Here is a 23,966-nt window from a genome sequence, read left to right as displayed (position 1 = left end):
CGAGGACGTGATGTTCTACGCGACGTACTCGGAAGGCTTCCGTCCGGGCCTGCTCAACCGCCCCGGCGGCGCGGTCAGCCCCTCGGGCTACATGGTGCCCTTCGAGCTGCAGACCGACGAGGTCAACAACTACGAGATCGGCTGGAAGACCGAACTGTTCGACCGCCAGCTGCGCTTCAACGGCAGCGCGTTCTACGTCGACATCTCGAACCTGCAGACCACGATCTTCGACACCTCGATCGTCAACCTGTTCTTCTCGGACAACGCGGCCGATGCGCGCATCCTGGGCGTCGAGGGTGACTTCGCCTTCGCTCCCTACGCGGTGCCGGGTCTGACCGTTGCCGGTGCCTTCTCGGTGCTCGACACCAAGATCACCGAGGTGCTGACGCCGACCGACGATGTCACCAAGGGCAACTCGCTGGCCTACGCGCCGTCCTTCCAGGGCAACCTGCGCGTGCGTTACGAGTGGGATCTGGGCGACACGGGCCTTGTCGCCCACGTCATGCCGCAGATGGTGCATTCGGGTTCGAAGTACACCGACATCATCAACATCAACCGTCTGAAGCTCGACAGCTACACCACCTTCGCGATGACCGCAGGCGTCAAGAAGGACGACTGGTCGGTCGAGGTCTTCGGCGAGAACCTGACCGACAAGCGTGCGCAGGTCTCGGGCAACTTCTACTACGATGCCCCGCGCATCAACACCAACCGTCCGCTGACGGTGGGTGTGCGCGTCGGCTGGCACTACTGATCGCATCTCCCGGCGCCTTCTGCGTGAAGGCGCCGGGGATCGGACAATCCGGCGGCAGGCGGGCATCGGACCTTGCCTGCCGCTTGGCGTTTGCGGCAAGGACATTCCCATGGCATCGCGTGACCCCAATCCCGCCCCTTCCTCCCTCGATGAAGCCGCCGTGCTGAAAGAGGCACGCGAGGCCATGCAGCGCGGCCAGTTCGCGCCCGCGCTGGGCGTACTGGCGCCCCTTCTCGACGCCGGGGAGCCGAGCGCGGAAGGGCTCTACATGGCCGCCGTGGCGTGCCGCTATCTGAAGCGCTTAACCGACGCCGAAAGCTATCTCTCCGCCCTCTCCGCCGCGCAGCCTGAATATGGCCGCGCCTGGCAGGAAGCGGGCCATCTCGCCCGCGACCGGGGCGATGTGCCGGGAGCCCTGCGCGCCTATGCCCGCGCGACCCGCTACAACCCGGTGCTCGACGCCAGCTGGCGCGCGCAGACCGATCTTCTCGCCCGCACCGGACGAAGCGTCGAGGCCGCGCAGGCCCGCACCCAGGCCGAGCGCATCGCGGCCCTTCCCCGTGAGCTTCTGGCCGTCTCCAATCACCTCCACGAGGCCGCCTGCTGCGCGCCGAGGAGATCTGCCGGGCCTACCTCCAGACCCACCGCACCGACATCGAGGGCATGCGCCTGCTGGCCGAAATCGCCAGCCGCCTTGGCATCCTTGACGACGCGGAGTTTCTTTTGGAAAGCGCGGTTACTTTTTCTCCCGACACTGTGCAGCTGCGGCTCGACTACATCCAGGTCCTGCGCAAGCGCCAGAAATTCGCGCAGGCGCTGGAGCAGGCCGAGGCCCTCCACACCCGCGATCCTGAAAGCCCCGTCTTCGCCTCGCACCTTGCCATCGAGGCCATGCAGACCGGCGACTACGCCCGCGCCTTCGCCCTGTTCGACGCGGTGCTGGACAAGCTCCCCCAGGACCCCGCTACGCTCACCAGCAAGGGCCATGCGCTCAAGACCACCGGCGCGCAGGACGAGGCGGTTGCCTCCTACCGCGCGGCCATCGCCGCCAAGCCCGAACACGGCGATGCCTGGTACGCGCTGGCCAACCTCAAGACCTGGCGCTTTTCCGAGGACGAGCGCGCGCGCATGGAAGAGCTGCTGGCTCAGCCCGACCTTGCCTTCATGGACCGCGTCCACCTGACCTTCGCCGCCGCCAAGGCCGCCGAGGACGGGGGGCTTCATGCCCAGGCCTTTGCCCACTACGCGCGCGGCAACGAGCTCAAGCTGCGCCAGAGCCGTTATGATGCGGACCGCATGCACACAGAGATCGCCGCGCAGATCGAGGCCTGCACGTCCGAACTCTTCGCGCGCCAGGGGGGCAAGGGCCACGCCGCGCCGGACCCGATCTTCATCGTGGGCCTGCCACGCGCGGGCTCGACCCTGCTCGAACAGATCCTTGCCTCGCACCCGATGATCGACGGCACGCTGGAGCTGCCCGACATCCTTGCCACCGCGCACCGCCTGCGTGGCCGCAAGGCGAGCGCGCCCCGCTACCCGCAGATCCTGCATGAGCTTTCGGCCGAGCAACTGGAGGGGCTGGGCAGGAGCTACATCGAGAACACGCGCATCCACCGCCAGGGCGCGCCGCTGTTCATCGACAAGATGCCCAACAACTTCCGGCATATCGGCCTCATCCATCTGATCCTCCCCAACGCGAAGATCATCGATGCGCGCCGTGACGCGATGGATTGCTGCTTCTCGGGCTTCAAGCAGCTCTTCGCCGAGGGCCAGGAGTTCACTTATGGCCTCGCCGAAATCGGCCGCTACTACCGCGATTACGTGGCGTTGATGGAGCACTGGGACCGCGTGCTTCCGAGCCGTGTCCTGCGCGTCCAGCACGAGGACGTCCTCGACGATCTGGAAGGCCAGGTGCGCCGCATGCTGGACTATATCGGGGTCCCCTTCGATCCGGCCTGCCTGGACTTCCACAAGACCGACCGCGCGGTGCGCACGGCCAGCTCCGAACAGGTCCGCCGCCCCATCTCGCGCGCGGGCGTGGGGGCGTGGAAGCCGTACGAAGAATGGCTCGGTCCGCTGCGTGAGGCTCTGGAAGGCTGATCCCGGCACGGCTTTTCATGCACTGCAACAGTTGCGCACGCCATCTCTAGGGCGGCGCAACTCACGGTGAATTTGCGGCGAAATGGAAGCTACACTCGATTGTCTTTGATCGAGGACATTGCACTGCAACAATAGGACGCTCATCCTGCGCGTACTACGTGGGTTGCTTCGAGGCGAAGCGACACGCGACGCAACGCGGAGCCTGACGATGACTTCTCCCGCCCCCGCGCCCGGATCGACCGGCGCGTCCTCATCCCCGCGCGAGCCGCTGGATGGCATTGCCCAGACGCTCGACCGCTCGGCCTCGGCGGCAATTGCGCAGGCGACCAGCGGGCTTTCGCCGGCCACCATGATCCTCGCGGCAACCGACTGGGCGCTCCACCTCGCTTCGGCACCCGGCAAGCAGATGCAGCTTGCCGCCAAGGCCGGGGGCAAGGCGCTGCGCCTGATGGGCTATACCGCGCGCGCCACCCGCGACCCGGAGACCCCGCGCGTGGTCGAGCCTCTGCCGCAGGACCGCCGCTTCCAGGGCCCCGAATGGCATGAGGCGCCCTACAACGTGTGGGCCCAGGCCTTCCTCCTCAACCAGCAGTGGTGGGAAGCGGCGACGACCGGCATCGGCGGGGTCTCGAAGCACCACGAGGACATGGTCTCCTTCGCCGCGCGCCAGATCCTCGACATCTTCGCCCCCACCAATTTTATCGCCACCAACCCGGTCCTGCAGAAGCGCATCGCCGAGACCGGGGGCAAGTGCCTTGCCGACGGGCTCGACTACTTCTTCGAGGACATGCGCCGCTACCTGACCGGACGCCCCGCCGCGGGCACCGAAGCCTTCGAGGTCGGCACCGACGTTGCAGCCGCGGACGGCAAGGTCGTCTACCGCAACCGCCTCATCGAACTCATCCAGTACGCTCCCACGACCGAGACGGTCCGGCCCGAGCCGGTGCTGATCGTGCCCGCCTGGATCATGAAGTACTACATCCTCGATCTCTCGACCCACAACTCGCTGGTCGAGTGGCTGCGCGCGCAAGGCTATACCGTCTTCATGATATCGTGGCACAACCCCGATGGCCACGACCGGGACCTCGACATGGACGACTACCGGCGCCTGGGTCCTCTCGCCGCGCTCGACGCCATCAGCGCGATCACGGGCGCTGCGAAGATCCACGGCGCAGGCTATTGCCTGGGCGGCACGCTCCTTTCCATCGCGGCGGCCGCCATGGCGCGCGAGGGGGATGAACGCCTCGCCAGCCTCACCCTTCTGGCCGCGCAGACCGAGTTCAGCGAACCCGGCGAGCTGGGCCTCTTCATCGACGAGAGCCAGCTTCATGTGCTGGAGAACATGATGTGGAGCCGGGGCTATCTGGAGAGCGACCAGATGGGCGGCGCCTTCCAGATCTTGCGCTCGAACGACCTCATCTGGTCGCATATGCTCCAGACCTACCTGATGGGCGAGCGGGCCGACATCAACGACCTCATGGCCTGGAACGCGGACGGCACGCGCATGCCCTATGCCATGCACAGCGAGTACTTGCGCAAGCTCTTCCTCCACGACGATCTGGCCGAAGGGCGCTTTCGCGTCGATGGCCATGTCGTGACGATGGAGGACATTACGGTCCCCGTCTTCGCCGTGGGCACCGAGCGCGACCACGTGGCGCCCTGGCGCTCGGTCTACAAGATCCACCTTCTCACCAATACAGCGGTGACCTTCGTGCTGACGAGCGGGGGGCACAACGCCGGAATCGTTTCCGAACCGGGCCATCCCCACCGCCACTACCGCATCGCCACCCATCCTCATCCCAACGGTAATCTCGCGCCCGAGGAATGGTGCGAGCGCGCCGCGCTCAAGGACGGATCGTGGTGGCTCGACTGGGGCGCCTGGCTCGATGCCAACTCGGGCGAGCCGACCGCGCCGCCCCCGCTGGGCAACGCGGACAAGGGCTATCCCCCCTTGTGCAACGCGCCCGGCCGCTACGTGCTCGAGAAATAGGACCCACGCCCCGATGTCGACCGACCAGACCATCACCAACCGCACGTTCGGCGAGATCGCCGTAGGGGACAGCGCCAGCGTCGTGCGCACGCTCACCCAGCGCGATATCCACCTCTTCGCGCTCGTCTCGGGCGATGTGAACCCGGCCCATGTCGATATCGACTATGCCGAGCACGACATGTTCCACAAGGTGATCGCGCACGGCATGTGGGGGGCTGGCCTCATCTCGGCGGTCCTGGGCACCGAGCTTCCGGGCCCCGGCACGATCTACCTCGGCCAATCACTGCGCTTCACCGCGCCCGTGGCACTGGGCGACACGATCACCGCCACGGTCACCGTCACCGAACGGCGTGAGGACAAGAAGCGCCTCAAGCTCGACTGCACCTGCACCAACCAGGAGGGCACCACCGTCATCACCGGCGAGGCCAGCGTCATCGCGCCGACCGAACGCGTGGCGCGCCCGCGCGTTGCCCTGCCCGACATCCGCCTGTCCGACCACGGCCAGTACCAGCGCCTGATCGAGGCCGCCAAGGGCGGCGCGAATGTCCCCACCGCCGTCGTCCACCCCTGCTCCGCGACTGCGATCACCGCGGCCTGCGAAGCCGCCGAAGCAGGCTTCATCGTCCCCATCCTCGTCGGCCCGCGCGCGCGCATCGAAGAGGCTGCCGAGAAGGCGGGCAAGGACATCTCGGCCATGCGTATCGTCGAGAGCGCGCACAGCCACCAGTCCGCCCAGCGCGCGGTCGAGCTTGTCCACGCGGGCGAGGCGCAGCTCCTGATGAAGGGCGCCCTCCACACCGACGAGCTGATGGGGGCGGTCGTCGCCCGCACCGGAGGGCTGCGCACCGAGCGGCGCATCAGCCACGCCTATGTGATGGACGTGCCCGGCCACGCCGAGCCGATCATCATCACCGATGCGGCCATCAATATTGCACCCGACCTCGCCTGCAAGGCCGACATCATCCGCAACGCCATCGACCTTGCCCATGTCATCGGCAAGGAGACCCCGCGCGTCGCGATCCTGGCGGCGGTCGAGACGGTGAACCCGGCCATGCCCGCAACGCTCGACGCCGCGGCGCTGTGCAAGATGGCCGACCGGGGCCAGATCACCGGAGGCCTGCTCGACGGGCCGCTCGCCTTCGACAACGCCGTGAGCGAGAGCGCCGCGCGCGAGAAAGGCATCGTCTCGCCCGTGGCGGGCAAGGCCGACATCCTCGTCGTGCCCGATCTGGAGGCGGGCAACATGCTCGCCAAGCAGCTTACCTTCCTCAGCGATGCAGACGCGGCGGGCGTCGTCCTGGGCGCGCGCGTGCCGATGATCCTGACCAGCCGGGCCGACAGCCTGCGCACGCGGCTTGCCTCCTGCGCCGTCGCGGTGCTGATGGCCCGCGCCCAGACCATGGCCGCGCCGGGGCTTGCCGAATGAAGGCCATCGTCAGCCTGAACTCGGGCTCCTCCAGCATCAAGTTCGGCGTCTTCCGCCTCGATGAAGGTAACCATCCGGTTCATTCGGCGGGCGGCAAGTTCGAGAAGATCGGCATCGCGCCTAGCCTGCGCATCGCCACCGACGCGGGCGAGGTGCTGCTGGAGAAGGACTGGCCCGAGGGCGCGCACCTCACCCACGCGGACCTGCTCGACTTCCTGTTCGACTGGGCCACCCGCCACATCGAAAGCGGCACCATCGTCGCGATCGGCCACCGTGTCGTCCATGGCGGCACGCGCTTCGTTGCGCCGCAGCGGGTGACACCCGAGCTTCTCGACGAACTGGAGGCGCTCTCCCCCCTCGCCCCGCTGCACCAGCCGCACAACCTCGTCGCGATCCGCACGCTGGCCCGCCTAGCGCCCGACCTCCCGCAGGTCGCCTGCTTCGACACGGCCTTTCACCACGACAAGCCCGAAGTCGCCGCGCGTATGGCCATCCCGCGCAGCCTCCACGAGGCCGGGATCCGGCGCTACGGATTTCATGGCCTGTCCTACGAATACATCGCGCGCACCCTCGCCCGGCTCGATCCGGCGCTGGCGCACGGCAAGGTCATCGCCGCGCATCTGGGCAACGGAGCAAGCCTGTGCGCGATGGCCAAGGGCCGCAGCATCGACACGACCATGGGCTTCACCGCGCTCGACGGACTGATGATGGGGACACGCTGCGGGCGGCTCGATCCCGGCGTTGTCCTGCACCTCCAGAGCCAGATGGGCTACAGCGCCAAGGCCGTCGAGACGATGCTCTACCGCCAGTCGGGATTGCTGGGCGTGTCGGGCATCTCCAGCGACATGCGCGCACTGGCTGAAAGCCGCGAACCCGCCGCACGCGAGGCGGTCGAACTCTTCGCGTACCGCACCGCGCGCGAGATCGGCGCGCTCACCGCCTCGCTCCAGGGTCTTGACGGTCTCGTCTTCACCGCAGGCATCGGCGAGAACGATGCCGCCTTGCGCGCCGATATCTGCGCGCGCCTTGGCTGGCTTGGCCTCATCCTCGATGAAGAGGCCAACGCCGCGCATGCCCCCCTTATCTCCGCGCCCGAAAGCCGCATCACCGTGCGCGTCATCCCCACCGACGAGGAGCGCATGATCGCGCTCCACACCCTTCGCATCCTCTGTGGAGACCTGCCATGAAGCCACTTGTCGACCTTGCCGGAAAGCGCGGCCTCGTCATCGGGATCGCCAACGAGAACTCGATTGCGGCGGGCTGCACGCGCGCCTTCGCGCACGCTGGCGCCCGCCTTGCCGCGACCTATCTCAACGAGAAGGCCCGCCCCTTCGTCGAGCCGGTCGCCGATGCGATGGGCTGCGAGTGGATTGCCCCCCTCGACGTGCGCGAGCCGGGCCAGCTGGAAAGCCTGTTCGAGGAGGTCAGGACGCGCTGGGGCGGGCTCGACTTCCTGCTCCACTCCATCGCCTTTGCCCCGCGCGAGGACCTGCACGGGCGCGTCACCGACTGCTCGGCCGAAGGCTTCGCGCTCGCCATGGACGTGTCGTGCCACTCCTTCATCCGCATGGCCAGGCTTGCCGAGCCGCTGATGCGCGAGGGCGGCTGCCTGATGTGCGTGACCTTCTATGGATCGGAGCGCGTGGTCGAGCACTACAACCTGATGGGCCCGGTCAAGGCCGCGCTCGAAAGCACCAGCCGCTATCTCGCCGCCGAACTGGGCCCGGCAGGCATTCGCGTCCACGCCATCTCGCCCGGTCCCATTGCCACACGCGCGGCGAGCGGCATCGCCCGTTTCGATGAACTGCTCGAACGCACGGCCGCCAGCGTGCCGGTCCATGAGCGTGTCGATATCGACGATGTCGGCGCGCTCGCCGCGTTCCTGGCGAGTTCCGCCGCACGCCGCATCACCGGGACCGTGATCCCGGTCGATGCGGGCGAACACATCATGGGCTAGGGCTAGGGCCTCAGAGCCCCGAAACGTAGCGCGTCACGGCCTCGGCCCAGTCCTCGGGCATCTGGTCAACGACGTCGACACCGCCCCCCTCCAGCGCCGTAAAGGCAAAGTCGGGCCGGATCGCATGGGCCGCGAGCGCGTGCTCGTAGATGACATCGCCGGTGTTGGTGAGGATGAGCGCGGGGCGCTCCAACCTGCCCAGCGTTTCGTCCTGCCGGTACAGGAAGGCCGCATGGTGCCCATGCCAGTAGGCACCCTGCCCCTCGAAGGCCTGGACGACGTACTCACTGATACGCGCCGGTGCGACGGTGCCCTCGGCAAGGCCGGTGCGGGCGGCGTGGACCATGTTGAACTGCGTGCCGTCGTCGGTCGCGGTAATCGTACGCTCGGTCTGGTGCAGGCCCTCCATGAATTCGGCGCGTTCTTCCTCGCTGACCGGCATCGGGCCATTCAGGATCACCGCGCGCACGCGGTCCGGAAACTGGATGCCGACTTCGGTCGCGACCATCGCGCCGGTGTGATGGCCCAGCACCACCGCATCGGGATAGCCCAGCGCGTCGAGGACCGGCACCACCACGGCGGCCCAGTCTTCCACCCGCGGCACGCCCGGGACGGGGTCGGACATGCCGAACCCGGGCATGTCGATGGCGATGGCATGGAAACCATGAGCGGCCAGAGGACGCAGCACGTTGTCGTACTGGGCCGAGGTCATCGGCGCCTGATGCAACAGGACAATCGCCCCGCGGGTCTGGGTAACGGCTCCTTCGTGGCGATAGTGGATCTGCCCGTAGGGGCCATCGGTGTAACCGCGTCGCGACCAGCGCTTCACTCGTCATCTCCTCTTGCGGACGGGCCAGTGGCCACGTCTCCTGCCTCGCAGGTGGACATCGCACGCCTGCCAGCGCACGGCACGCCTTGCCCGCGGCATGCTCCACCAAGCGAGCAGACGCTCGACTCGCGCCTAAATGGCGAGATCGATTACATTCGCGCCGCAATAGGCCTAAAGTATAAGGCACACCACGTGGAGCGCAGAAATGGGCGGTGTTCGCAGCGCAGCATGCGCCTTATCCGGGTGCCAAGCCCTTGGGGTACCTCGCCTCTGCGCTCCGCCCGATCCTGCTCCATGCCGCACTGCGATCATCCGCCAGGCGGACACCTGCGCATAAATGTTGCGCTAAACCGCAGTATTATCAGCGATCTAGGACACAGCCGAGCACCCCTTCGCGAACGCCGCTTGCAATCCGGAACGAATCGCGCATTCTCATGAAAACGAAACGCACAGATTAGACATCCCACCCACGAACAGGGGTCATGTCCGATGAAATCACGTGTACGGGTCACATCCAGGGGCACACCCCATTGCGACCATCCGCAGGTCGCCCGCGATGCACGCCACCCACGCGGAACGACGACGGTAAGTCCCTTCCTGTCGACGTTCGGGGCCTGCCCGTAACCCGCTACACGTGACAGGGGCGATGCAGTCCTCTCTCTCCTCCTCCCAATGGCTGCATCGCCCCTTTCCCATTTCTCGCCCGGAGCCCGGCCCTGTCGGCGCCCCGCCCGTGACGGAGTGAGCCATGATGGTCGACCTGCCGGATCTGCCCAACGAGCTGTGCGCCCTTGCCCGCGCCATCGCCGATGGCACCGTCTCGAGCGAAGACGCGGTGCGTACGACGCTCGCCCGCGCCGAGGCGGCACACGATCTCAACGCCTTCGTCGCGCTCGAGGCCGAGAGCGCACTTGCTCTCGCGCGCCAGTGCGACCGGGAACGCCAGGCCGGGTCGCTGCGCGGCCCCCTTCACGGCGTCCCCCTCGCCCACAAGGACATGTTCTTTCGGGCAGGCCTTCCGACGGAAGCGGGGGCGGCGCTGTGGCGGGGCTTTCGGCCCGAGGAAACCTCCCCGCTTGTCGCCCGGCTCGAAGGGGCAGGCGCGATTACCTTCGGCCGCCTCCACATGGCCGAGTTCGCGCTGGGCCCCACGGGACACAACGTCCATCTGGGACGCTGCGGCAATCCCTGGCACGCGCGGGCCATTTCGGGCGGCTCGTCCTCGGGCTCGGCGACGGCGGTCGGCGCGGGCATCCTTTGCGCCTCGCTGGCATCGGATACGGGCGGGTCCGCGCGGGTTCCGGCCGCGTTCTGCGGCGTCAGCGGTCTCAAGCCCACCACCGGCCTCCTGCCCACCTACGCGATGATGGAACTCTCGCGCACCTGCGACACGGCGGGCCCGATTGCCACCTCATCGCGCGCTCTGGCGCTGCTGATGACGGTCCTGGCCGCGAACGGACGCGACTATATGGCCGGGATCGGCGAGGATCTTTGCGGGCTTCGTATCGGCCTTCCCACCACCTGGTACAACGACGGCATCCATCCCGAGATCGATTACGCGCTGGAGGCCGCCGCGGCCCAGATGCGCGCGCTGGGCGCGACACTGGTCGATGTCGCCGTGCCCGACCAGTCCGCGATGGCGCGCGCGGCCGGGACAATCGCCCTTTACGAAGGCGCGCGCGTCCACGCCCGGGACCTGGCCCTGCGCCCCGGCGACTTCGGCGAGGACGTGCGCGCGCGCCTCGCACGGGGCTCGGCCATCAGCGAAAGCGACTACGGCAGTGCGCTGGCGCTGCGCCACTGGGCGCAAGTGGCGATGCGTGACGGCCCGTTTGCCAACGTCGACCTGTTCCTGACCCCGGCGACACGCATGTCGGTCCCGCTGGCCCGCGACGTGGAGATCCTCGGCCCCGCCAGCCGCCAGGAGCTCATCGGGGAGATTTCGGAACTGACCCGGCCCGCTTCGTTGCTCGGCTTTCCCGCGCTGGTGACCCCGATGGGGTTCGACACCCGGCGCCTGCCGCTCGCGCTCCAGTTGATCGGACCGCCCCACAGCGAGGCCCGGCTCCTGCGCACCGCGCATGCCTACGAACAGGCGACCCGGTGGCGTGCCCACCCGCACGCAGCCCTCGCCCGAGCCTAGAGCACCATGCCGCCCCTCCTGTCCCTTTCCCCGAGGCGGAGCCCATAACACGAGAATGGCTCCACCAGGCCCTCGGGTCGCGGAAAAGCCCCGGTCCCGACCAGGGGCCGGGGCTTCTTTCCTGGGCAGCTTCGGTGGGCGATGGGGCTCGGTGCAGATCAGGTGCCCGCGACGACCCGGGCCGGAACCCGCGCGGTGGATTCGCGGACAATCAGGCGGTGCGGCAGGATCACTTCACGCGCGGGTGGTTGGCGGTCGGCGGGGAGAAGGGCATCGAGCATGAGGCGCATCGCCGCCTCACCGATCTCCACCGTGGGGCTGTGTACGGTGGTGAGCGGCGGACTGGCGTAGGCCCCGAAGCGCAGGTCATCGAAGCCGGCCACCGAGACATCGTCGGGAACCGACAGCCCGCGGGCCCGCAGCGCGCTCATCGCGCCCAGCGCCATCTCGTCGTTGGAACAGGCAACCGCCGTGAAAGGCGTCCCGGCATCGAGCAGGCGGACCATGGCGTCATAGCCGGACTGCAGCGTGAAATCGCCTTCGTGCACCAGCTGCGGATCGAACTCGATCCCCGCCCGGGCAAGGCCCAGGCGGTACCCGGCCAGACGGTCCTGCGACATGACCAGGTCGATCGGCCCGGTCACCGCGGCAATCCGCCTGTGACCAAGGCCGGCAAGATGGCTGACCACCAGCGCGCTGGCTTCGTGATTGTCGATCTTCACGCGCGGCAGGGCGTGGTCGAGCGGATATTCGCAGGCCGACACGATCGGCGGCAGCGTGCCCTTGGCGGGCGGATTGATGAGGATGTCGGGCAGGTTGCTTTCCAGCAGGATCATCCCGTCGGCCTGCTTGCTCGCGATCATCGCGGTATACGTGTTGAGAGCATCGCGGTCACCTTCGGTGATGCCCAGGAGCACGCGCATACGGCTCGTGCGCGCGACGTTCTCGATGCCCTCGACGAAGGCGGACGTGAACGGATTGTAGATGCTGGGGACGACCACGAGGACATTGTCGCTGCGCTGGCGGCGAAGGCCCGCCGCCATGTGGTTGGGCTGGTAGTTGAGGTCGGCAATGGCAGCCTCGATCCGCTCGATCGTGGTTGGCCGCACCATCGATGGCGTGCTCAGCGCGCGCGAAACGGTCGCGACCGAAACGCCCGCGACGCGGGCAATGTCCTTGATATTTGCCATTACTGTAATCGTTACAGTTGCGGCGAAGCGCGCACAAGTGTTTCACACAGGCCAGCTGCGACCTTACAGGATGGTAACCTTCCTCTTACGCAAGGACCGCGCTGAGAATCCTTGGAAACGAACTTCGACGACAGGCCGGGAACATTTGCCCCCGCTTCATGGTAACGATTACATCGCGCATTGCAGCGCCCCTCCCGCGCGGTTAGACGGGTATCCATCCTCCCATTCGCGGGCTCTCGCCCCCAGATCACAAGGACCTTCCATGGCCGCATCCGACATTGCCCCTGCTTCTTCGCCCGTGCGCATGGGACTCGTCGGGGGCGGGCCCGGCTCGTTCATCGGCCCGGTCCATGCCATGGCCGCGCGCCTTGATGGCCGCATCCAGCTTGTCGCCGGGGCCTTCAGCCGCGATGCTGGGCGCTCGCGCGAGGCCGCGATCGGCTACGGCGTGGCGCCCGAGCGCGGCTACCCCTCGCTCGACGCGATGCTCGCCGCCGAAGCGCAGCGCGAGGACGGCATCGAGTTCATCACCATCGCGACGCCCAATGCCCACCACGCCGTCGCGGCGAAGGCGGCCATCGCCGCGGGCGTTGCCGTGATGAGCGACAAGCCGATGACCGCGACACTGGACGAGGCGCGCGAGATCGTGGCGATGCTCAAGCACAACCCGGTCCCCTTCGGGCTTACCTATACCTATTCAGGCTACCCGCTCGTGCGCGAGATGCGCGCCCGGATCGCAAGCGGCACTATCGGAACGCTGCGCAAGGTCGTGGTGGAGTACAACCAGGGCTGGCTCGCCGGGGATGCGAACGGCAAACAGGCCGAGTGGCGCGTCGATCCCAAGACCGCAGGCCTCGGTGGCTGCATAGCCGACATCGGCGTCCACGCCTTCCAGCTCGCCGAATTCGTGACCGGTACGCGGGTCGCACAGATCAACGCGGACCTGGGCGCCGTTGTGCCGGGCCGCGTGCTCGACGATGATTGCCAGATGTTCCTGCGCTTTGCAGGCGGCGCGCGCGGGCTCCTCATGGCCTCGCAGGTGATGACCGGGGAAGGCAATGACCTCGCCATCCGCGTCTACGGCGACAAGGGCGGGATGCGCTGGAACCAGGAGAACCCCAACCAGCTCACCGTGCTGAAGGCCGAGGGCGGCATGGAAATCGTGCGCGCGGGCGATCCGTCGCTGGGCACGGCCGCGCAGGCCAGCTCGCGCCTTCCCGGCGGTCATCCCGAAGGCCTGCTCGAAGCGCTCGCCAACCTCTACACCGACTTTGCCGGGCACCTGCGCGGCGCGCCCGATACGCTGGTGCCGAGCGCCGATGAAGGCCTGCGCGGCATGGCCCTCATCGCCACCGCCGTGGCCGCCAGCCGCGATAACGCGGGCTGGGTCGACCTTGCCGTCTGATCGGCCCCACCGGACTTTGGAGACAGGTACATGAAGACGATCAAGGGCCCCGCCATCTTTCTCGCCCAGTTCCTGGGCAGCGAAGCGCCGTTCAACTCGCTGCCCGCGATTGCCGACTGGGCGGCCTCGCTGGGCTACAAGGGCATCCAGGTGCCCACCAGCGACCCGGCCATCTTCGACCTCGAGAAAGCCGCTGCGAGCCAGGACTACTGCGACGAGATCGCGGGCATGCTGGCCGAGAAGGGCATCGCCATCACCGAGCTCTCGACCCACCTGCAGGGCCAGCTCGTCGCGGTCCATCCGGCCTATGACGCGCAGTTCGACGGCTTTGCCGCCCCCCACGTGCGCGGCAATCCCAAGGCACGTCAGGAGTGGGCTGTCGAACAGGTCAAGCTCGCCGCCGTCGCCTCGCGGCGCCTGGGTCTGACCGCGCACGCCAGCTTCTCGGGCGCGCTCGCCTGGCCCTACTTCTACGCCTGGCCGCAGCGCCCGGCGGGCCTTGTCGAGGACGCCTTCGCCGAACTTGCGCGGCGCTGGACGCCGATCCTCGACGTGTTCGAGGAGAACGGCGTCGACATCGGCTACGAACTGCATCCGGGCGAGGACCTGCACGACGGCGTCACCTTCGAGAGGTTCCTTGAGGCCACCGGCAACCATGCCCGCGCGAACATCCTTTACGATCCTTCGCACTTCGTGCTGCAGCAGCTCGACTACCTCGCCTTCCTCGACATCTACCACGATCGGGTGAAGTGCTTCCACGTCAAGGACGCCGAGTTCCGCCCCTCGGGCCGCTCGGGCGTCTACGGCGGCTACCAGGGCTGGTCCGAGCGTCCCGGGCGCTTTCGCAGCCTGGGCGATGGACAGGTCGATTTCGCCCAGATCTTTTCGAAGATGGCGCAGTACGATTTCGACGGCTGGGCGGTGCTCGAATGGGAATGTGCGCTCAAGCACCCCGAAGTCGGGGCTGCCGAAGGCGCGCCCTTCATCGACCGGCACATCATTCGCGTCACCGACAAGGCCTTCGACGACTTTGCCGACACCGGCTCGGACCGCACCCTCAACGCGCGCCTCATGGGCATCGGCGACTGATTTTCCCTTGCGGGAGAGGCCAGCGCGCCTCTCCCCATTCCCCCCTCTCTTGCCCGGACATCGCCAGCGCGCCCCGTAGAAGTCGCTAGGCGCACCCAAGCATATGCTCATTCGTTTCAGGTACCTGCTCGCCAAGGACACCCGAGAAACGGTGAGACAGCAATGCAGATCAGCGTAGGCGATACCGCCACGATCCGGACCATCCAGGGCCTCGCGACGCGCCTTCTCGAAGGCTTCGCCGCGCTTGGCCCGGGTGAGGAACTCGAACTCGATACATCGCAGCTGGACGAGGCCGACCTCAGCTTCGTGCAGTTGATCGAGGCCGCGCGCATCCAGGGCGCGCAGGAGGGCAAGCCCCTTCGCCTTGCACACCCCGCCAATACCGCCCTCGCCGCGCTCCTCGCGCGCGGAGGCCTCGCCGCGTGCGCGGACAGCGCCACCCTTGCCTTCTGGTTCCACGGAGACGCCCCGCAATGAGCAGCATCCTCACCGTCGATGATTCCGCCAGCGTGCGCATGGCCATCCGCATCGCGCTTTCGGGCGCGGGGCACTCGGTGGCCGAAGCCGCCGATGGCAGCGAAGGCCTGGGCAAGGCGCGCATGGCCAAGTACGACCTCATCATCACCGACCTCAACATGCCGCGCATGAACGGGCTGGAGATGATCCGCGAGATCCGCAAGCTGCCGATCCAGGCGGGCACCCCGATCATCTTCCTCACCACCGAATCCGCCGACAACCTCAAGAGCCAGGCCAAGGCGGCGGGCGCCACCGGATGGCTGGTCAAGCCCTTCGTCCCCGACCACCTCCTCAAGGTCGCGCGCAAGGTGCTGGGCGGATGAGCGAGCAGGACCCCGCCGCGGCCTTCCGCATCGAGGCCGCCGACCTGCTCGATGCAACCGAGCAGGCGCTTCTCGACCTGACCCACGACCTTGCCAGCCGCGACCTCGTCGACACGGTGTTTCGCGGGATGCATACGCTCAAGGGCTCGGGCGCGATGTTCGGCTTCGACGCGCTCGCGGCCTTCACCCACCATTGCGAGACCGCCTTCGACAAGGTGCGCAAGGGGGTCGTCCCGGCCAGCGCCGAGCTCGTCGCGATCACGCTGGGGGCGATGGACCACATGCGCACCCTCGTCGACCTCGAGGGCGACGATCCCGCCCTGGAAGAAGCCGGAAACGCAATCCTCGAGCGCCTGCACACCGCGCTCGGCTCCGCGCCCGAAGCGGGCGGAGAGGCGACCCCTGCCGCGCAGCCCCTGCCCACGGCGAACGCCACGGCCGCCCCCGGCGGTTGGCACATCGTCTTCCGCCTGCCTGCCGAGGCCATGGCGAACGGCACCAATCCGCTCATCCTCCTCGATGAAATGCGCGAGTTGGGGGACGCCGAGGTGCGCGTCCTGACCGACACCGTCCCCCCGCTCGACGAGCTCGACCCGACCCTGTGCTATCTTGGCTGGGACGTCACGCTGAAAGGCCCCGCCACGCGCGAGGACATCGAGGACGTCTTCATCTTCGTGATGGACGACATGGACCTCTCCATCGAGGCCCTCGAGAGCGATGCTCCACCGGCCGCCGGAGCGGTGCAGTCCGCCGCCCCGGCCAGCGCACCAGCCCCCGCCGAGAGCCCGCGCAGCCCGGCCCCGCGCAGCCGCGCGCCGCTGAGGAAAGCGTGCGCGTGCCCGCCGGCCGGCTCGACGTCCTGATGGACCGGGTGGGCGAACTCGTGATCGTCCAGAGCCGTCTTGCCCAGCTTGCCGAAAGCGGCCTGCGCGGCCCGGCAGGCGAACTGGCACTGCGCTCGATCTCCGAGGAAGTCGAGCGCCTCGCCAGCGAACTGCGCGACACCACGATGGTCCTGCGCATGGTGCCCATCGCCGCGCTCTTCGGGCGCTTCCGGCGCCTTGTCCACGACCTGGCCCACGAGACCGGCAAGGAGATCGAACTGGTCACCGAGGGCGAAAGCACCGAGATCGACAAGACCGTCTCCGAGCAGCTGGCCGATCCGATCGTCCACCTCATCCGCAACGCCTGCGACCATGGCTTGGAAACGCCCGAGGAGCGCGGCCAGGCGGGCAAGGCATCGACCGGACGCATCCGCCTCAGCGCCGAGCAGGCGGGCGGCGAAGTGCTCATCACCATCACCGACGACGGGCGCGGCATCAACCGCCAGCGCGTGCGCGCCAAGGCCGAGGCCAACGGGCTGCTCCAGCCCGGCCAGGTGATCCCCGACAGCGAACTCTTGCAGATGATCTTCCACCCCGGTTTCTCCACCGCCGAGCAGGTCACTAACCTGTCGGGACGGGGCGTGGGCATGGATGTGGTCAAGCGCACCATCGAAGCGCTGCGCGGCACCATCGACATGACCAGCGAGCCGGGCAAGGGATCGACCATCACCCTGCGCATCCCCCTCACCCTCGCCATCATCGAGGGCCTCCTCGTGCGCGTGGGCCAGGGCAACTACGTCATCCCGCTCGCCGCGGTCGAGGAATGCATCGAGCTTTCGCTGGAAGAGGACATCCGCACGCGCGGGCGCAGCATGATCTCGCTGCGCGGACGGCTCGTGCCCTTCCTGCGCCTGCGCGAGGTGTTCCAGACCGGAACTCGGCCCGATCCCTACCAGAAGATCGTCGTCATCGGCACCGGCGGCGAGCGCGTGGGGCTGGTCGTCGACCAGATCATCGGCAGCCACCAGACCGTCATCAAGTCGCTCTCGGGACTGCACCGGCGCCTGCCCAGCTTCTCGGGCGCGACGATCCTGGGCGACGGCGGCGTCGCGCTCATTCTCGACATCGTCCAGCTTGTCGCGCTGGGCCAGCAACAGGAAGAGCGGCTGCGCGCCGCGGGATAACCAGCCATGCCCCAATCCAGCCCCAAACCCGAGAACGAGGTCGATGGCGCGACCGCCTGGGACGCGAACGGCCAGCTTGAGGTTCTCACCTTCGAGGTCGGCGACGAGCGCCTGGCCGTCGAGGCCGTGACCATCCGCGAGATCCTCGATCTCCTGCCCGAGACCCCGGTGCCCGGCGCCCACGCGCTGGTTGGCAGCGTGATAAACTTTCGCGGCAAGATCATCCCCATCGCCGACCTGCGCATTGCCTTTGGCATGCCGCTGGAGGAGCCCACGCCCGACAGCCGCATCGTCGTCATCGAGATCGAGCTCGACGGCGAGGAAACGCAGATCGGCCTGCGCACCGACAAGGTCAACGAAGTGACCCTGCTCGAACGCACGACTTCGGCCCCGCCCCCGGTGCTGGGCATGCGCTGGCGCCGCACCTACGCGCGCGAGCTGGCGCGCCAGGGCGAGGCCGTGATCGTCCTGCCCGACCTTCCCGCCATCTTTGCCTCGCTCTCCCATCCCCAGGGCCTGGGCGGCGGCGAGGCTTCCATGGGACACGCCGCATGAACGCTGCCAACGAACTCCAGGTCGTCGAATTCGGCATGGGCGGGGACGTCTTTGCCGTGCCTGTGGCCATCGTGCGCGAGATCCTCGACTACGCCCCGCCCTCGCCCGTGCCCAATGGTCCGGCCTATTTCCTGGGCCTGACCGACGTGCGCGGCCAGGGGGTCGCCACACTCGACCTGCGCCGCCGGCTCGGCTTTCCGCCCGCCGAGGCTTCGCTTGCCACGCGCATCCTCATTCTCGACCTCGCGCAGCAGGGCAGTGCCCTGACGCTGGGCGTGGTTGTCGACCGGGTGCTCAGCGTCACCAGCTTCGAGACCGCCGCGATAGAGACGCCCCCCGAAATCGGGGTCGCCTGGAGCAGCGACTATCTCCTGGGCGTCGTGCGCCGCGAGGGCGGCTTCGTCCTCCTCGTCGACATCGCCGCCATCTTCACCGGGACCGAGGCCGCGAGCCTGGCCCATTCCGCCCTGATGCCCACGGACACCTGATCCGCAGCACCTCTTCACCCCCCGCACGCCGCCGACTGCACAAGGAAACGTCCCCATGCCCTTCACCCTGTTTTCCAGCCTCGATCCGGACCACGTCCTCGACGAGATCGCCCGTGTCGAGCGGGCGGTGGCGCGCGGCGACATGTCGGCGCGCACCGAAATGACCTACGGCCAGGGCCAGACCCGTGCCGTGCTCGACGCGGTCAACCGTCTCATTGACACCTGCCTCCACCCGTCCGAAGCGCTCAGCCGCGAAATCTCGACGATGACCGCCGAGCATGAGCGCGGCGACATCGACGCGGTGATCCCGGTCCAGGACTTCCACGGCGAATTTGCGGTCATGGCGCGCCACATCAACGAGCTCGTCGCCGCGCACATCGCCGTCAAGAAGAAGGCGATGGCCTGCGTGCGCGAGTTCAGCGAGGGCAATTTCGATGCGCGCCTCGAACAGTTCCCGGGCAAGAAGGCCTTCATCAACGAGACCATCGAGACCCTGCGCCACAACCTCTCCGGGCTCATCACCGAGATGACCCACATGGCGAGCGAACACGAACGCGGCGACATCGACGTCTTCGTTCCGGCCGAGAAGTTCGCGGGCGATTTCGGCGCCATGGCGCGCGGCATCAACGCGATGGTCGCGAGCCATATCGAGGTCAAGAAGAAGGCCATGGCCTGCGTCAAGGCGATCAGCGAGGGCGACTTCGACGCCAAGCTGGAAGAGCTTCCCGGCAAGAAGGCCTTCATCAACCGCACCATCGACACCCTCAGCCGCAACCTCCAGGGCCTTGTCCACGAGATGAAGCACATGGCCGAGGAGCACGAACGCGGCGACATCGACATATTCCTCCCCGCCGACAAGTTCGACGGCGACTTCGCCGACGTCGCGCGCGGCATCAACGAGATGGTCGCCGGCCACATCGCGGTCAAGAAGAAGGCCATGGCCTGCATCCGCGAATTCGGCGAGGGCAACTTCGATGCCCCGCTCGAACGCTTCCCGGGCAAGAAGGCCTTCATCAACGAAACCGTCGAGACGCTGCGCTCGAACCTGCGCGACATCACCGCCGAGATCCAGCGCCTGATCTTGGCGTCCACGGCCGGCAAGCTCGAAACGCGCGGCGATGATCGCCGCTTCGTGGGCGATTTCGCCAGCCTCATCGCAGGGATCAACGGCATGCTCGATGCCATCCTTGATCCCATTGCCGAGGGCAACCGCGTGCTGGCGCTGGTGAGCCAGGGCAACCTGCTCCAGACCGTCGATATCACTTGCGAGGGCGATCACCAGCGCATGAAGGACGCCATCAACGCGCTTGTCGGCAACCTGCGCCAGTTTGCCCGCGACGTCGGCGAGGCGGCCAACAAGGTCGCCAGCGGATCGAGCCAGATCGCGGGCAGCTCGCAGCAGCTCTCCGAAGGCGCGACCGAGCAGGCCGCCTCGACCGAAGAGGCCTCCGCCTCGATGGAAGAGATGGCCGCCAACATCAAGCAGAACGCCGACAACGCCTCGCAGACCGAGAAGATCGCCCGCCAGTCCTCCAAGGACGCCGAGCTTTCGGGCGTCGCGGTGGAAAAGGCCGTGGGCGCGATGCGCACGATCGCCGAGAAGATTTCCATCGTCCAGGAAATTGCCCGCCAGACCGACCTCCTCGCGCTCAACGCCGCGGTCGAGGCTGCGCGCGCGGGCGAACATGGCAAGGGCTTTGCGGTCGTCGCCTCCGAAGTGCGCAAACTGGCCGAACGCAGCCAGAGCGCGGCCTCCGAGATCGTCTCGGTGTCCTCCGATACGGTCAAGGCCGCGGCCGAGGCGGGCGAGATGCTGGGCAAGCTTGTTCCCGACATCCGCCGCACCGCCGAACTCGTCTCCGAGATCAGCGCGGCCTGCCGCGAACAGGACATCGGCGCCTCGCAGATCAACGATGCGATCCAGCAGCTCGACAAGGTCACCCAGCAGAACGCCCATGCCTCCGAGCTGATCTCCTCCACCTCGGACGGCCTCGCCGGACAGGCAGGCGATCTGCAGAACTCGATCACCTTCTTCCAGGTCGGTGCCGGCGAGGGTGGGTCGCGCATGCTACGCGCCAGCCCCGCCCCCGCGCCGCGTCAGGCCGCCCTGCCCCAGCCCGCCCCGCGGTCCGCTCCCAAGGCGCCTGCGCGTTCCTCCGGCCCCAAGCCCGGTAGCGTCCAGCACCAGCAAAGCCGTGCCCAAGGCTTCACCCTCGACATGAACATGGGCGGACCGGACGCCGACGACGCCGACTTCGGCTTCGCCGCCTGATCCCTGCCTTCCTCCAGCGAACGGGCCCGCCATGAACGACGCAGCCTTCGTCCCCTTCGAGAACCCTGCGGCCGGGGACACGATCTCCCCGGCCCAGTTCAAGGGCCTTGCTGCCCTCATTCGCGAGCACACCGGGATCAACCTGCCCCCGGCCAAGCGGACCATGCTGGAAGGGCGGCTGCGGCGCTGCGCGCGCGAAGGGGGCCACGCGACCCTGGGCGCCTATTGCAAGTGGATCCTCTCGCAGGATCATGGCGCGGACGAGATCGAGAACCTCATCAACGCGGTCACCACCAACAAGACCGACTTCTTCCGCGAGCCGCGCCATTTTGACTACTTGACCGAAACCATCCTGCCCCAGTTGCTCGAGAGCGGTCGCCGGGAGGTGCGCTGCTGGAGCGCGGCCTGCTCGACAGGGGCGGAACCCTACACCATCGCCATGCTGCTCGACGCCTTTGCCCAGCGCAATTCCGGTTTCGAGTACTCGATCCTCGCCACTGACCTCGACACGCGTGTCCTCTCCACCGCGATCCGGGGCATCTACCCGCGCGAGATGGTGGACCCCGTGCCCACCCCCTTGCGCAAGGCCTACGTCATGGACGCCAAGGACCCGCGCCGCGGCGAAATCCGCATCGCGCCTGCCCTGCGCCGCAAGATCGCGTTCGGCCGCCTCAACCTCATGGACCGCCACTACGCCATCGGCGAGCCGGTCGACATGATCTTCTGCCGCAACGTGCTCATCTACTTCGACCGCCCCACGCAGGAGGCCGTGGTCAACCGCCTGTGCGACCAGCTGCGCCCCGGTGGCTACCTGTTCCTGGGCCATTCGGAATCGATCAGCGGATTCCAGCATAACCTGACGGCCGCATCCGGCACCGTCTTCCAGAGGAACTGACCCGATGCCCCTTGCCAAGACGCGCGTGCTCATCGTCGATGACAGCGCGAGCGTGCGCCAGACAATGAAGGCCATTCTCGAAGAGGACCCGGTGATCGAGGTCATCGCGACCGCGGCCGATCCCTTTGCCGCCGCGCGCATCATCCAGACCGAAGTGCCCGATGTCATCACGCTCGATGTGGAAATGCCGCGCATGGACGGCATCACCTTCCTGCGCAAGCTGATGAGCCAGTGCCCGGTCCCCGTGGTCATGTGCTCCTCGCTCACCGAAGACGGCTCCGACACGCTGATGGAGGCGCTCGAGGCGGGCGCGGTGGACGTGATCCTGAAACCCCGTGTCGGGGTGGCCGAGCATCTCCAGGAGGCCCGTGCCACGATCCGCGACGTCGTCAAGGCCGCCGCCCGCGCCCGCGTCGGGGGGCACAAGACCACAGCCCTGCCCTCGCTGGAACCGCAGAAGAAGCTCACCGCCGACGCCATGCTGCCCCCGCCCGACGGGCGCCCGATGAGCCGCACGACCGAGATGGTCGTGTGCATCGGCGCCTCGACCGGCGGCACCGAGGCACTGCGCGAAGTACTCCAGGCGCTTCCCGCCAACGCGCCGGGCGTCGTCGTCGTCCAGCACATGCCCGAGAACTTCACCCGCGCCTTCGCCAAGCGGCTCGACAGCCTGTGCGAGGTGAGCGTCAAGGAAGCCGAGGACGGCGACACGGTCATGCGCGGCCACGTCCTGATCGCGCCGGGGGGCAAGCACACCCTGCTCGAACGCCAGGGCGCGCGCTACCTCGTCGCGGTGCGCGACGGCCCGCTGGTCTCGCGCCACCGCCCCTCGGTCGACGTGCTGTTCCGCTCGGCCGCGCGCTCGGCCGGGTCCAACGCGGTCGGCGTCATCATGACCGGCATGGGCGATGACGGCGCACGCGGCCTGCTCGAGATGAAGCAGGGCGGCGCGCGCACCATCGCCCAGGACGAGGCCACCTCGATCGTCTTCGGCATGCCCAAGGAGGCCATCGCCCACGGCGCGGTTGATCGCATCGTTCCGCTCTCGGCGATCGCGCGCGAGTTCCTGCAGGCCACGGTCCGCTAGGCCATGGCCAGCCTCGCCCACCGTCTCGACGTCGGGCCGGACGCGCCCGATGGGCGCGCCGACCTCGTGCGCCAGAACCTCGCGGCCGTTGCCGAGGGGCTGAACGGGCATTTCGACAAGGCCGGGCTCGCGCTCGGCCAGACGGTCGAGACCATCGACATCATCCTGACCGCGCTGCGCGAGGTCGCTGAAGTCTTCGCGCAGAGCGAGGCCACCGTAGCCATCGCGACCTTGCGCGATTCGGCAAGCCGGCTTGGCCAGGTCGCGCAGAGCCTGGAGCGGCGCGGCAGTGAGATCGCGGCGATCCACAAGGTGTCGCGCGACCTGCGCCGCGCCATAAGCGAAGTGCAGCGCTGCCTGCAGGTCCTCCAGATCTATGCGATGAACGTGAAGATCGCGGCCTCGGGCGCCCCCGACTTCGTGAACTTCGCCGACGAGATGAACGTGAAGCTGGGCGCGGGCAACCGCGAGACCGACGCCTTTTCCCTCAAGCTCGCCGAACTCGACACCAGCATCACCTCGATGCAGGGCATCGCGCCCGGCTCCTGCGCGAATGCCGCAAGGTCATCCCCCAGGTACCCGACCGGCTTGCCCGCGATGCCGAAGCGCTCGCCAGCCACCAGGACGGGCTTGTCGACCTGGCCGAGGCCACCTCGAACCACGCCCACGCGATCCAGGGCGAGCTGGCGAGCGCGCTGACCGCGCTCCAGGTCGGTGACCGCGCGCGCCAGCGCCTCGAACACGTCTGCCAGGCCTGCACGCGGCTCGACGAGGCGGCAGGGAAGGCCCTGTCCGCCCCCCAGCGCGGCCATGTCCTTGCCCTTCTCCACGCGCAGGTCGAGGACACCGCCGACGAGTATGCGCGCGATACCCGCGCGCTCGTCGCCGCGCTCCAGCGCCTGCGCACCAATGCCGAAAAGCTGACCGCGCTGCAGGACCGCG

At 67.9% G+C, this 23,966-nt stretch carries 18 protein-coding genes and 2 pseudogenes; 18 read left to right on the top strand and 2 right to left on the bottom strand.

Annotated elements, in window-relative coordinates; all coding sequences use genetic code 11:
* Window positions 1-10: 10 nt before the first annotated feature.
* The 6 genes and pseudogenes from MBENS4_RS27465 (at window position 11) to fabI (ending at window position 8,224) form a co-directional block, all read left to right on the top strand.
* Complete coding sequence (locus tag MBENS4_RS27465; protein WP_340140850.1) at window positions 11-751, top strand: TonB-dependent receptor domain-containing protein; 741 nt, start codon at window positions 11-13, stop codon at window positions 749-751.
* A 184-nt stretch (window positions 752-935) separates the two neighbouring features.
* Window positions 936-2,851: pseudogene (locus tag MBENS4_RS18005) on the top strand (sulfotransferase).
* A 208-nt stretch (window positions 2,852-3,059) separates the two neighbouring features.
* A complete protein-coding gene (locus MBENS4_RS18000) occupies window positions 3,060-4,841 on the top strand; it encodes a PHA/PHB synthase family protein (protein ID WP_039393383.1) in 1,782 nt (593 codons plus the stop codon).
* A 13-nt stretch (window positions 4,842-4,854) separates the two neighbouring features.
* On the top strand, window positions 4,855-6,267 hold the full coding sequence (locus MBENS4_RS17995; protein ID WP_039393381.1) for a bifunctional enoyl-CoA hydratase/phosphate acetyltransferase: 1,413 nt from the start codon (window positions 4,855-4,857) through the stop codon (window positions 6,265-6,267).
* Window positions 6,264-7,454, top strand: coding sequence for an acetate/propionate family kinase (locus MBENS4_RS17990; protein WP_039393379.1), 1,191 nt, complete (start codon window positions 6,264-6,266; stop codon window positions 7,452-7,454). The genes MBENS4_RS17995 and MBENS4_RS17990 overlap by 4 nt, the downstream gene beginning before the upstream one ends.
* Window positions 7,451-8,224, top strand: a complete 774-nt coding sequence (gene fabI, locus MBENS4_RS17985; protein ID WP_039393377.1) for an enoyl-ACP reductase FabI — start codon at window positions 7,451-7,453, stop codon at window positions 8,222-8,224. Before MBENS4_RS17990 ends, fabI begins: the two co-directional genes overlap by 4 nt.
* 10 nt (window positions 8,225-8,234) lie before the next feature.
* On the opposite strand, the gene MBENS4_RS17980 is transcribed toward fabI, so the two are convergent.
* On the bottom strand, window positions 8,235-9,053 hold the full coding sequence (locus tag MBENS4_RS17980; RefSeq protein ID WP_039393375.1) for an alpha/beta fold hydrolase: 819 nt from the start codon (window positions 9,051-9,053) through the stop codon (window positions 8,235-8,237).
* Between the two features lie 748 nt (window positions 9,054-9,801).
* Between MBENS4_RS17980 and MBENS4_RS17975 the strand changes: the two genes are divergently transcribed.
* The gene (locus MBENS4_RS17975; RefSeq protein ID WP_242405001.1) at window positions 9,802-11,196 is read left to right on the top strand and encodes an amidase; all 1,395 of its coding nucleotides are present in this window, start codon (window positions 9,802-9,804) and stop codon (window positions 11,194-11,196) included.
* 158 nt (window positions 11,197-11,354) lie between these two features.
* Here MBENS4_RS17975 and MBENS4_RS17970 read toward each other — a convergent pair whose 3' ends face one another.
* Window positions 11,355-12,386, bottom strand: a complete 1,032-nt coding sequence (locus MBENS4_RS17970; protein ID WP_039393372.1) for a LacI family DNA-binding transcriptional regulator — start codon at window positions 12,384-12,386, stop codon at window positions 11,355-11,357.
* Window positions 12,387-12,648: 262 nt separating this feature from the next.
* Here MBENS4_RS17970 and MBENS4_RS17965 point away from each other — a divergent pair, with 262 nt between their 5' ends.
* From MBENS4_RS17965 to MBENS4_RS24330, 11 genes and pseudogenes are all read left to right on the top strand, one after another.
* The gene (locus tag MBENS4_RS17965) at window positions 12,649-13,791 is read left to right on the top strand and encodes a Gfo/Idh/MocA family protein (RefSeq protein WP_052322512.1); all 1,143 of its coding nucleotides are present in this window, start codon (window positions 12,649-12,651) and stop codon (window positions 13,789-13,791) included.
* 30 nt (window positions 13,792-13,821) lie between these two features.
* Window positions 13,822-14,880, top strand: a complete 1,059-nt coding sequence (locus MBENS4_RS17960) for a sugar phosphate isomerase/epimerase family protein (RefSeq protein ID WP_039393353.1) — start codon at window positions 13,822-13,824, stop codon at window positions 14,878-14,880.
* Between the two features lie 162 nt (window positions 14,881-15,042).
* Window positions 15,043-15,357 carry an STAS domain-containing protein gene (locus MBENS4_RS17955; RefSeq protein ID WP_039393351.1) on the top strand — a complete coding sequence of 105 codons (315 nt, stop codon included), beginning with the start codon at window positions 15,043-15,045 and terminating at the stop codon, window positions 15,355-15,357.
* Entirely contained in the window at window positions 15,354-15,719 is a 366-nt protein-coding gene (locus MBENS4_RS17950; protein WP_039393349.1) for a response regulator, read from the top strand. The genes MBENS4_RS17955 and MBENS4_RS17950 overlap by 4 nt, the downstream gene beginning before the upstream one ends.
* Window positions 15,716-17,727 (top strand): annotated as a pseudogene (locus MBENS4_RS27645) (chemotaxis protein CheA). The gene MBENS4_RS17950 and the pseudogene MBENS4_RS27645 overlap by 4 nt, the downstream one beginning before the upstream one ends.
* 6 nt (window positions 17,728-17,733) lie before the next feature.
* On the top strand, window positions 17,734-18,282 hold the full coding sequence (locus MBENS4_RS17940) for a chemotaxis protein CheW (protein ID WP_052322511.1): 549 nt from the start codon (window positions 17,734-17,736) through the stop codon (window positions 18,280-18,282).
* Window positions 18,279-18,770 (top strand): chemotaxis protein CheW, encoded by a 492-nt coding sequence (locus tag MBENS4_RS17935; RefSeq protein ID WP_039393345.1) that lies wholly within the window; start codon window positions 18,279-18,281, stop codon window positions 18,768-18,770. Before MBENS4_RS17940 ends, MBENS4_RS17935 begins: the two co-directional genes overlap by 4 nt.
* Before the next feature lie 55 nt (window positions 18,771-18,825).
* The gene (locus MBENS4_RS17930; protein WP_052322510.1) at window positions 18,826-21,042 is read left to right on the top strand and encodes a methyl-accepting chemotaxis protein; all 2,217 of its coding nucleotides are present in this window, start codon (window positions 18,826-18,828) and stop codon (window positions 21,040-21,042) included.
* A gap of 31 nt (window positions 21,043-21,073) precedes the next feature.
* A complete protein-coding gene (locus tag MBENS4_RS17925; protein ID WP_039393342.1) occupies window positions 21,074-21,937 on the top strand; it encodes a CheR family methyltransferase in 864 nt (287 codons plus the stop codon).
* A 4-nt stretch (window positions 21,938-21,941) separates the two neighbouring features.
* The gene (locus MBENS4_RS17920; RefSeq protein WP_039393341.1) at window positions 21,942-23,024 is read left to right on the top strand and encodes a protein-glutamate methylesterase/protein-glutamine glutaminase; all 1,083 of its coding nucleotides are present in this window, start codon (window positions 21,942-21,944) and stop codon (window positions 23,022-23,024) included.
* A 3-nt stretch (window positions 23,025-23,027) separates the two neighbouring features.
* Window positions 23,028-23,723 (top strand): hypothetical protein, encoded by a 696-nt coding sequence (locus MBENS4_RS24330; protein WP_052322509.1) that lies wholly within the window; start codon window positions 23,028-23,030, stop codon window positions 23,721-23,723.
* The last annotated feature ends 243 nt before the right edge of the window (window positions 23,724-23,966 follow it).

Source organism: Novosphingobium sp. MBES04, from assembly GCF_000813185.1.
Lineage (GTDB): Bacteria > Pseudomonadota > Alphaproteobacteria > Sphingomonadales > Sphingomonadaceae > Novosphingobium > Novosphingobium decolorationis.
The sequence above is the reverse complement of the archived record's forward strand: the minus strand, read 5'-3'. Positions and strand labels throughout refer to the sequence as shown.

Excerpts from the sequence above, each read along its gene's own strand:
- MBENS4_RS27465 (WP_340140850.1), top strand. The coding sequence starts at position 11 with ATGTTCTACGCGACGTACTCGGAAGGCTTCCGTCCGGGCCTGCTCAAC.
- MBENS4_RS18000 (WP_039393383.1), top strand. The coding sequence starts at position 3,060 with ATGACTTCTCCCGCCCCCGCGCCCGGATCGACCGGCGCGTCCTCATCC.
- MBENS4_RS17995 (WP_039393381.1), top strand. The coding sequence starts at position 4,855 with ATGTCGACCGACCAGACCATCACCAACCGCACGTTCGGCGAGATCGCC.
- MBENS4_RS17990 (WP_039393379.1), top strand. The coding sequence starts at position 6,264 with ATGAAGGCCATCGTCAGCCTGAACTCGGGCTCCTCCAGCATCAAGTTC.
- fabI (WP_039393377.1), top strand. The coding sequence starts at position 7,451 with ATGAAGCCACTTGTCGACCTTGCCGGAAAGCGCGGCCTCGTCATCGGG.
- MBENS4_RS17975 (WP_242405001.1), top strand. The coding sequence starts at position 9,802 with ATGATGGTCGACCTGCCGGATCTGCCCAACGAGCTGTGCGCCCTTGCC.
- MBENS4_RS17970 (WP_039393372.1), bottom strand. The coding sequence starts at position 12,386 with ATGGCAAATATCAAGGACATTGCCCGCGTCGCGGGCGTTTCGGTCGCG.
- MBENS4_RS17965 (WP_052322512.1), top strand. The coding sequence starts at position 12,649 with ATGGCCGCATCCGACATTGCCCCTGCTTCTTCGCCCGTGCGCATGGGA.
- MBENS4_RS17960 (WP_039393353.1), top strand. The coding sequence starts at position 13,822 with ATGAAGACGATCAAGGGCCCCGCCATCTTTCTCGCCCAGTTCCTGGGC.
- MBENS4_RS17955 (WP_039393351.1), top strand. The coding sequence starts at position 15,043 with ATGCAGATCAGCGTAGGCGATACCGCCACGATCCGGACCATCCAGGGC.
- MBENS4_RS17950 (WP_039393349.1), top strand. The coding sequence starts at position 15,354 with ATGAGCAGCATCCTCACCGTCGATGATTCCGCCAGCGTGCGCATGGCC.
- MBENS4_RS17940 (WP_052322511.1), top strand. The coding sequence starts at position 17,734 with ATGCCCCAATCCAGCCCCAAACCCGAGAACGAGGTCGATGGCGCGACC.
- MBENS4_RS17935 (WP_039393345.1), top strand. The coding sequence starts at position 18,279 with ATGAACGCTGCCAACGAACTCCAGGTCGTCGAATTCGGCATGGGCGGG.
- MBENS4_RS17930 (WP_052322510.1), top strand. The coding sequence starts at position 18,826 with ATGCCCTTCACCCTGTTTTCCAGCCTCGATCCGGACCACGTCCTCGAC.
- MBENS4_RS17925 (WP_039393342.1), top strand. The coding sequence starts at position 21,074 with ATGAACGACGCAGCCTTCGTCCCCTTCGAGAACCCTGCGGCCGGGGAC.
- MBENS4_RS17920 (WP_039393341.1), top strand. The coding sequence starts at position 21,942 with ATGCCCCTTGCCAAGACGCGCGTGCTCATCGTCGATGACAGCGCGAGC.
- MBENS4_RS24330 (WP_052322509.1), top strand. The coding sequence starts at position 23,028 with ATGGCCAGCCTCGCCCACCGTCTCGACGTCGGGCCGGACGCGCCCGAT.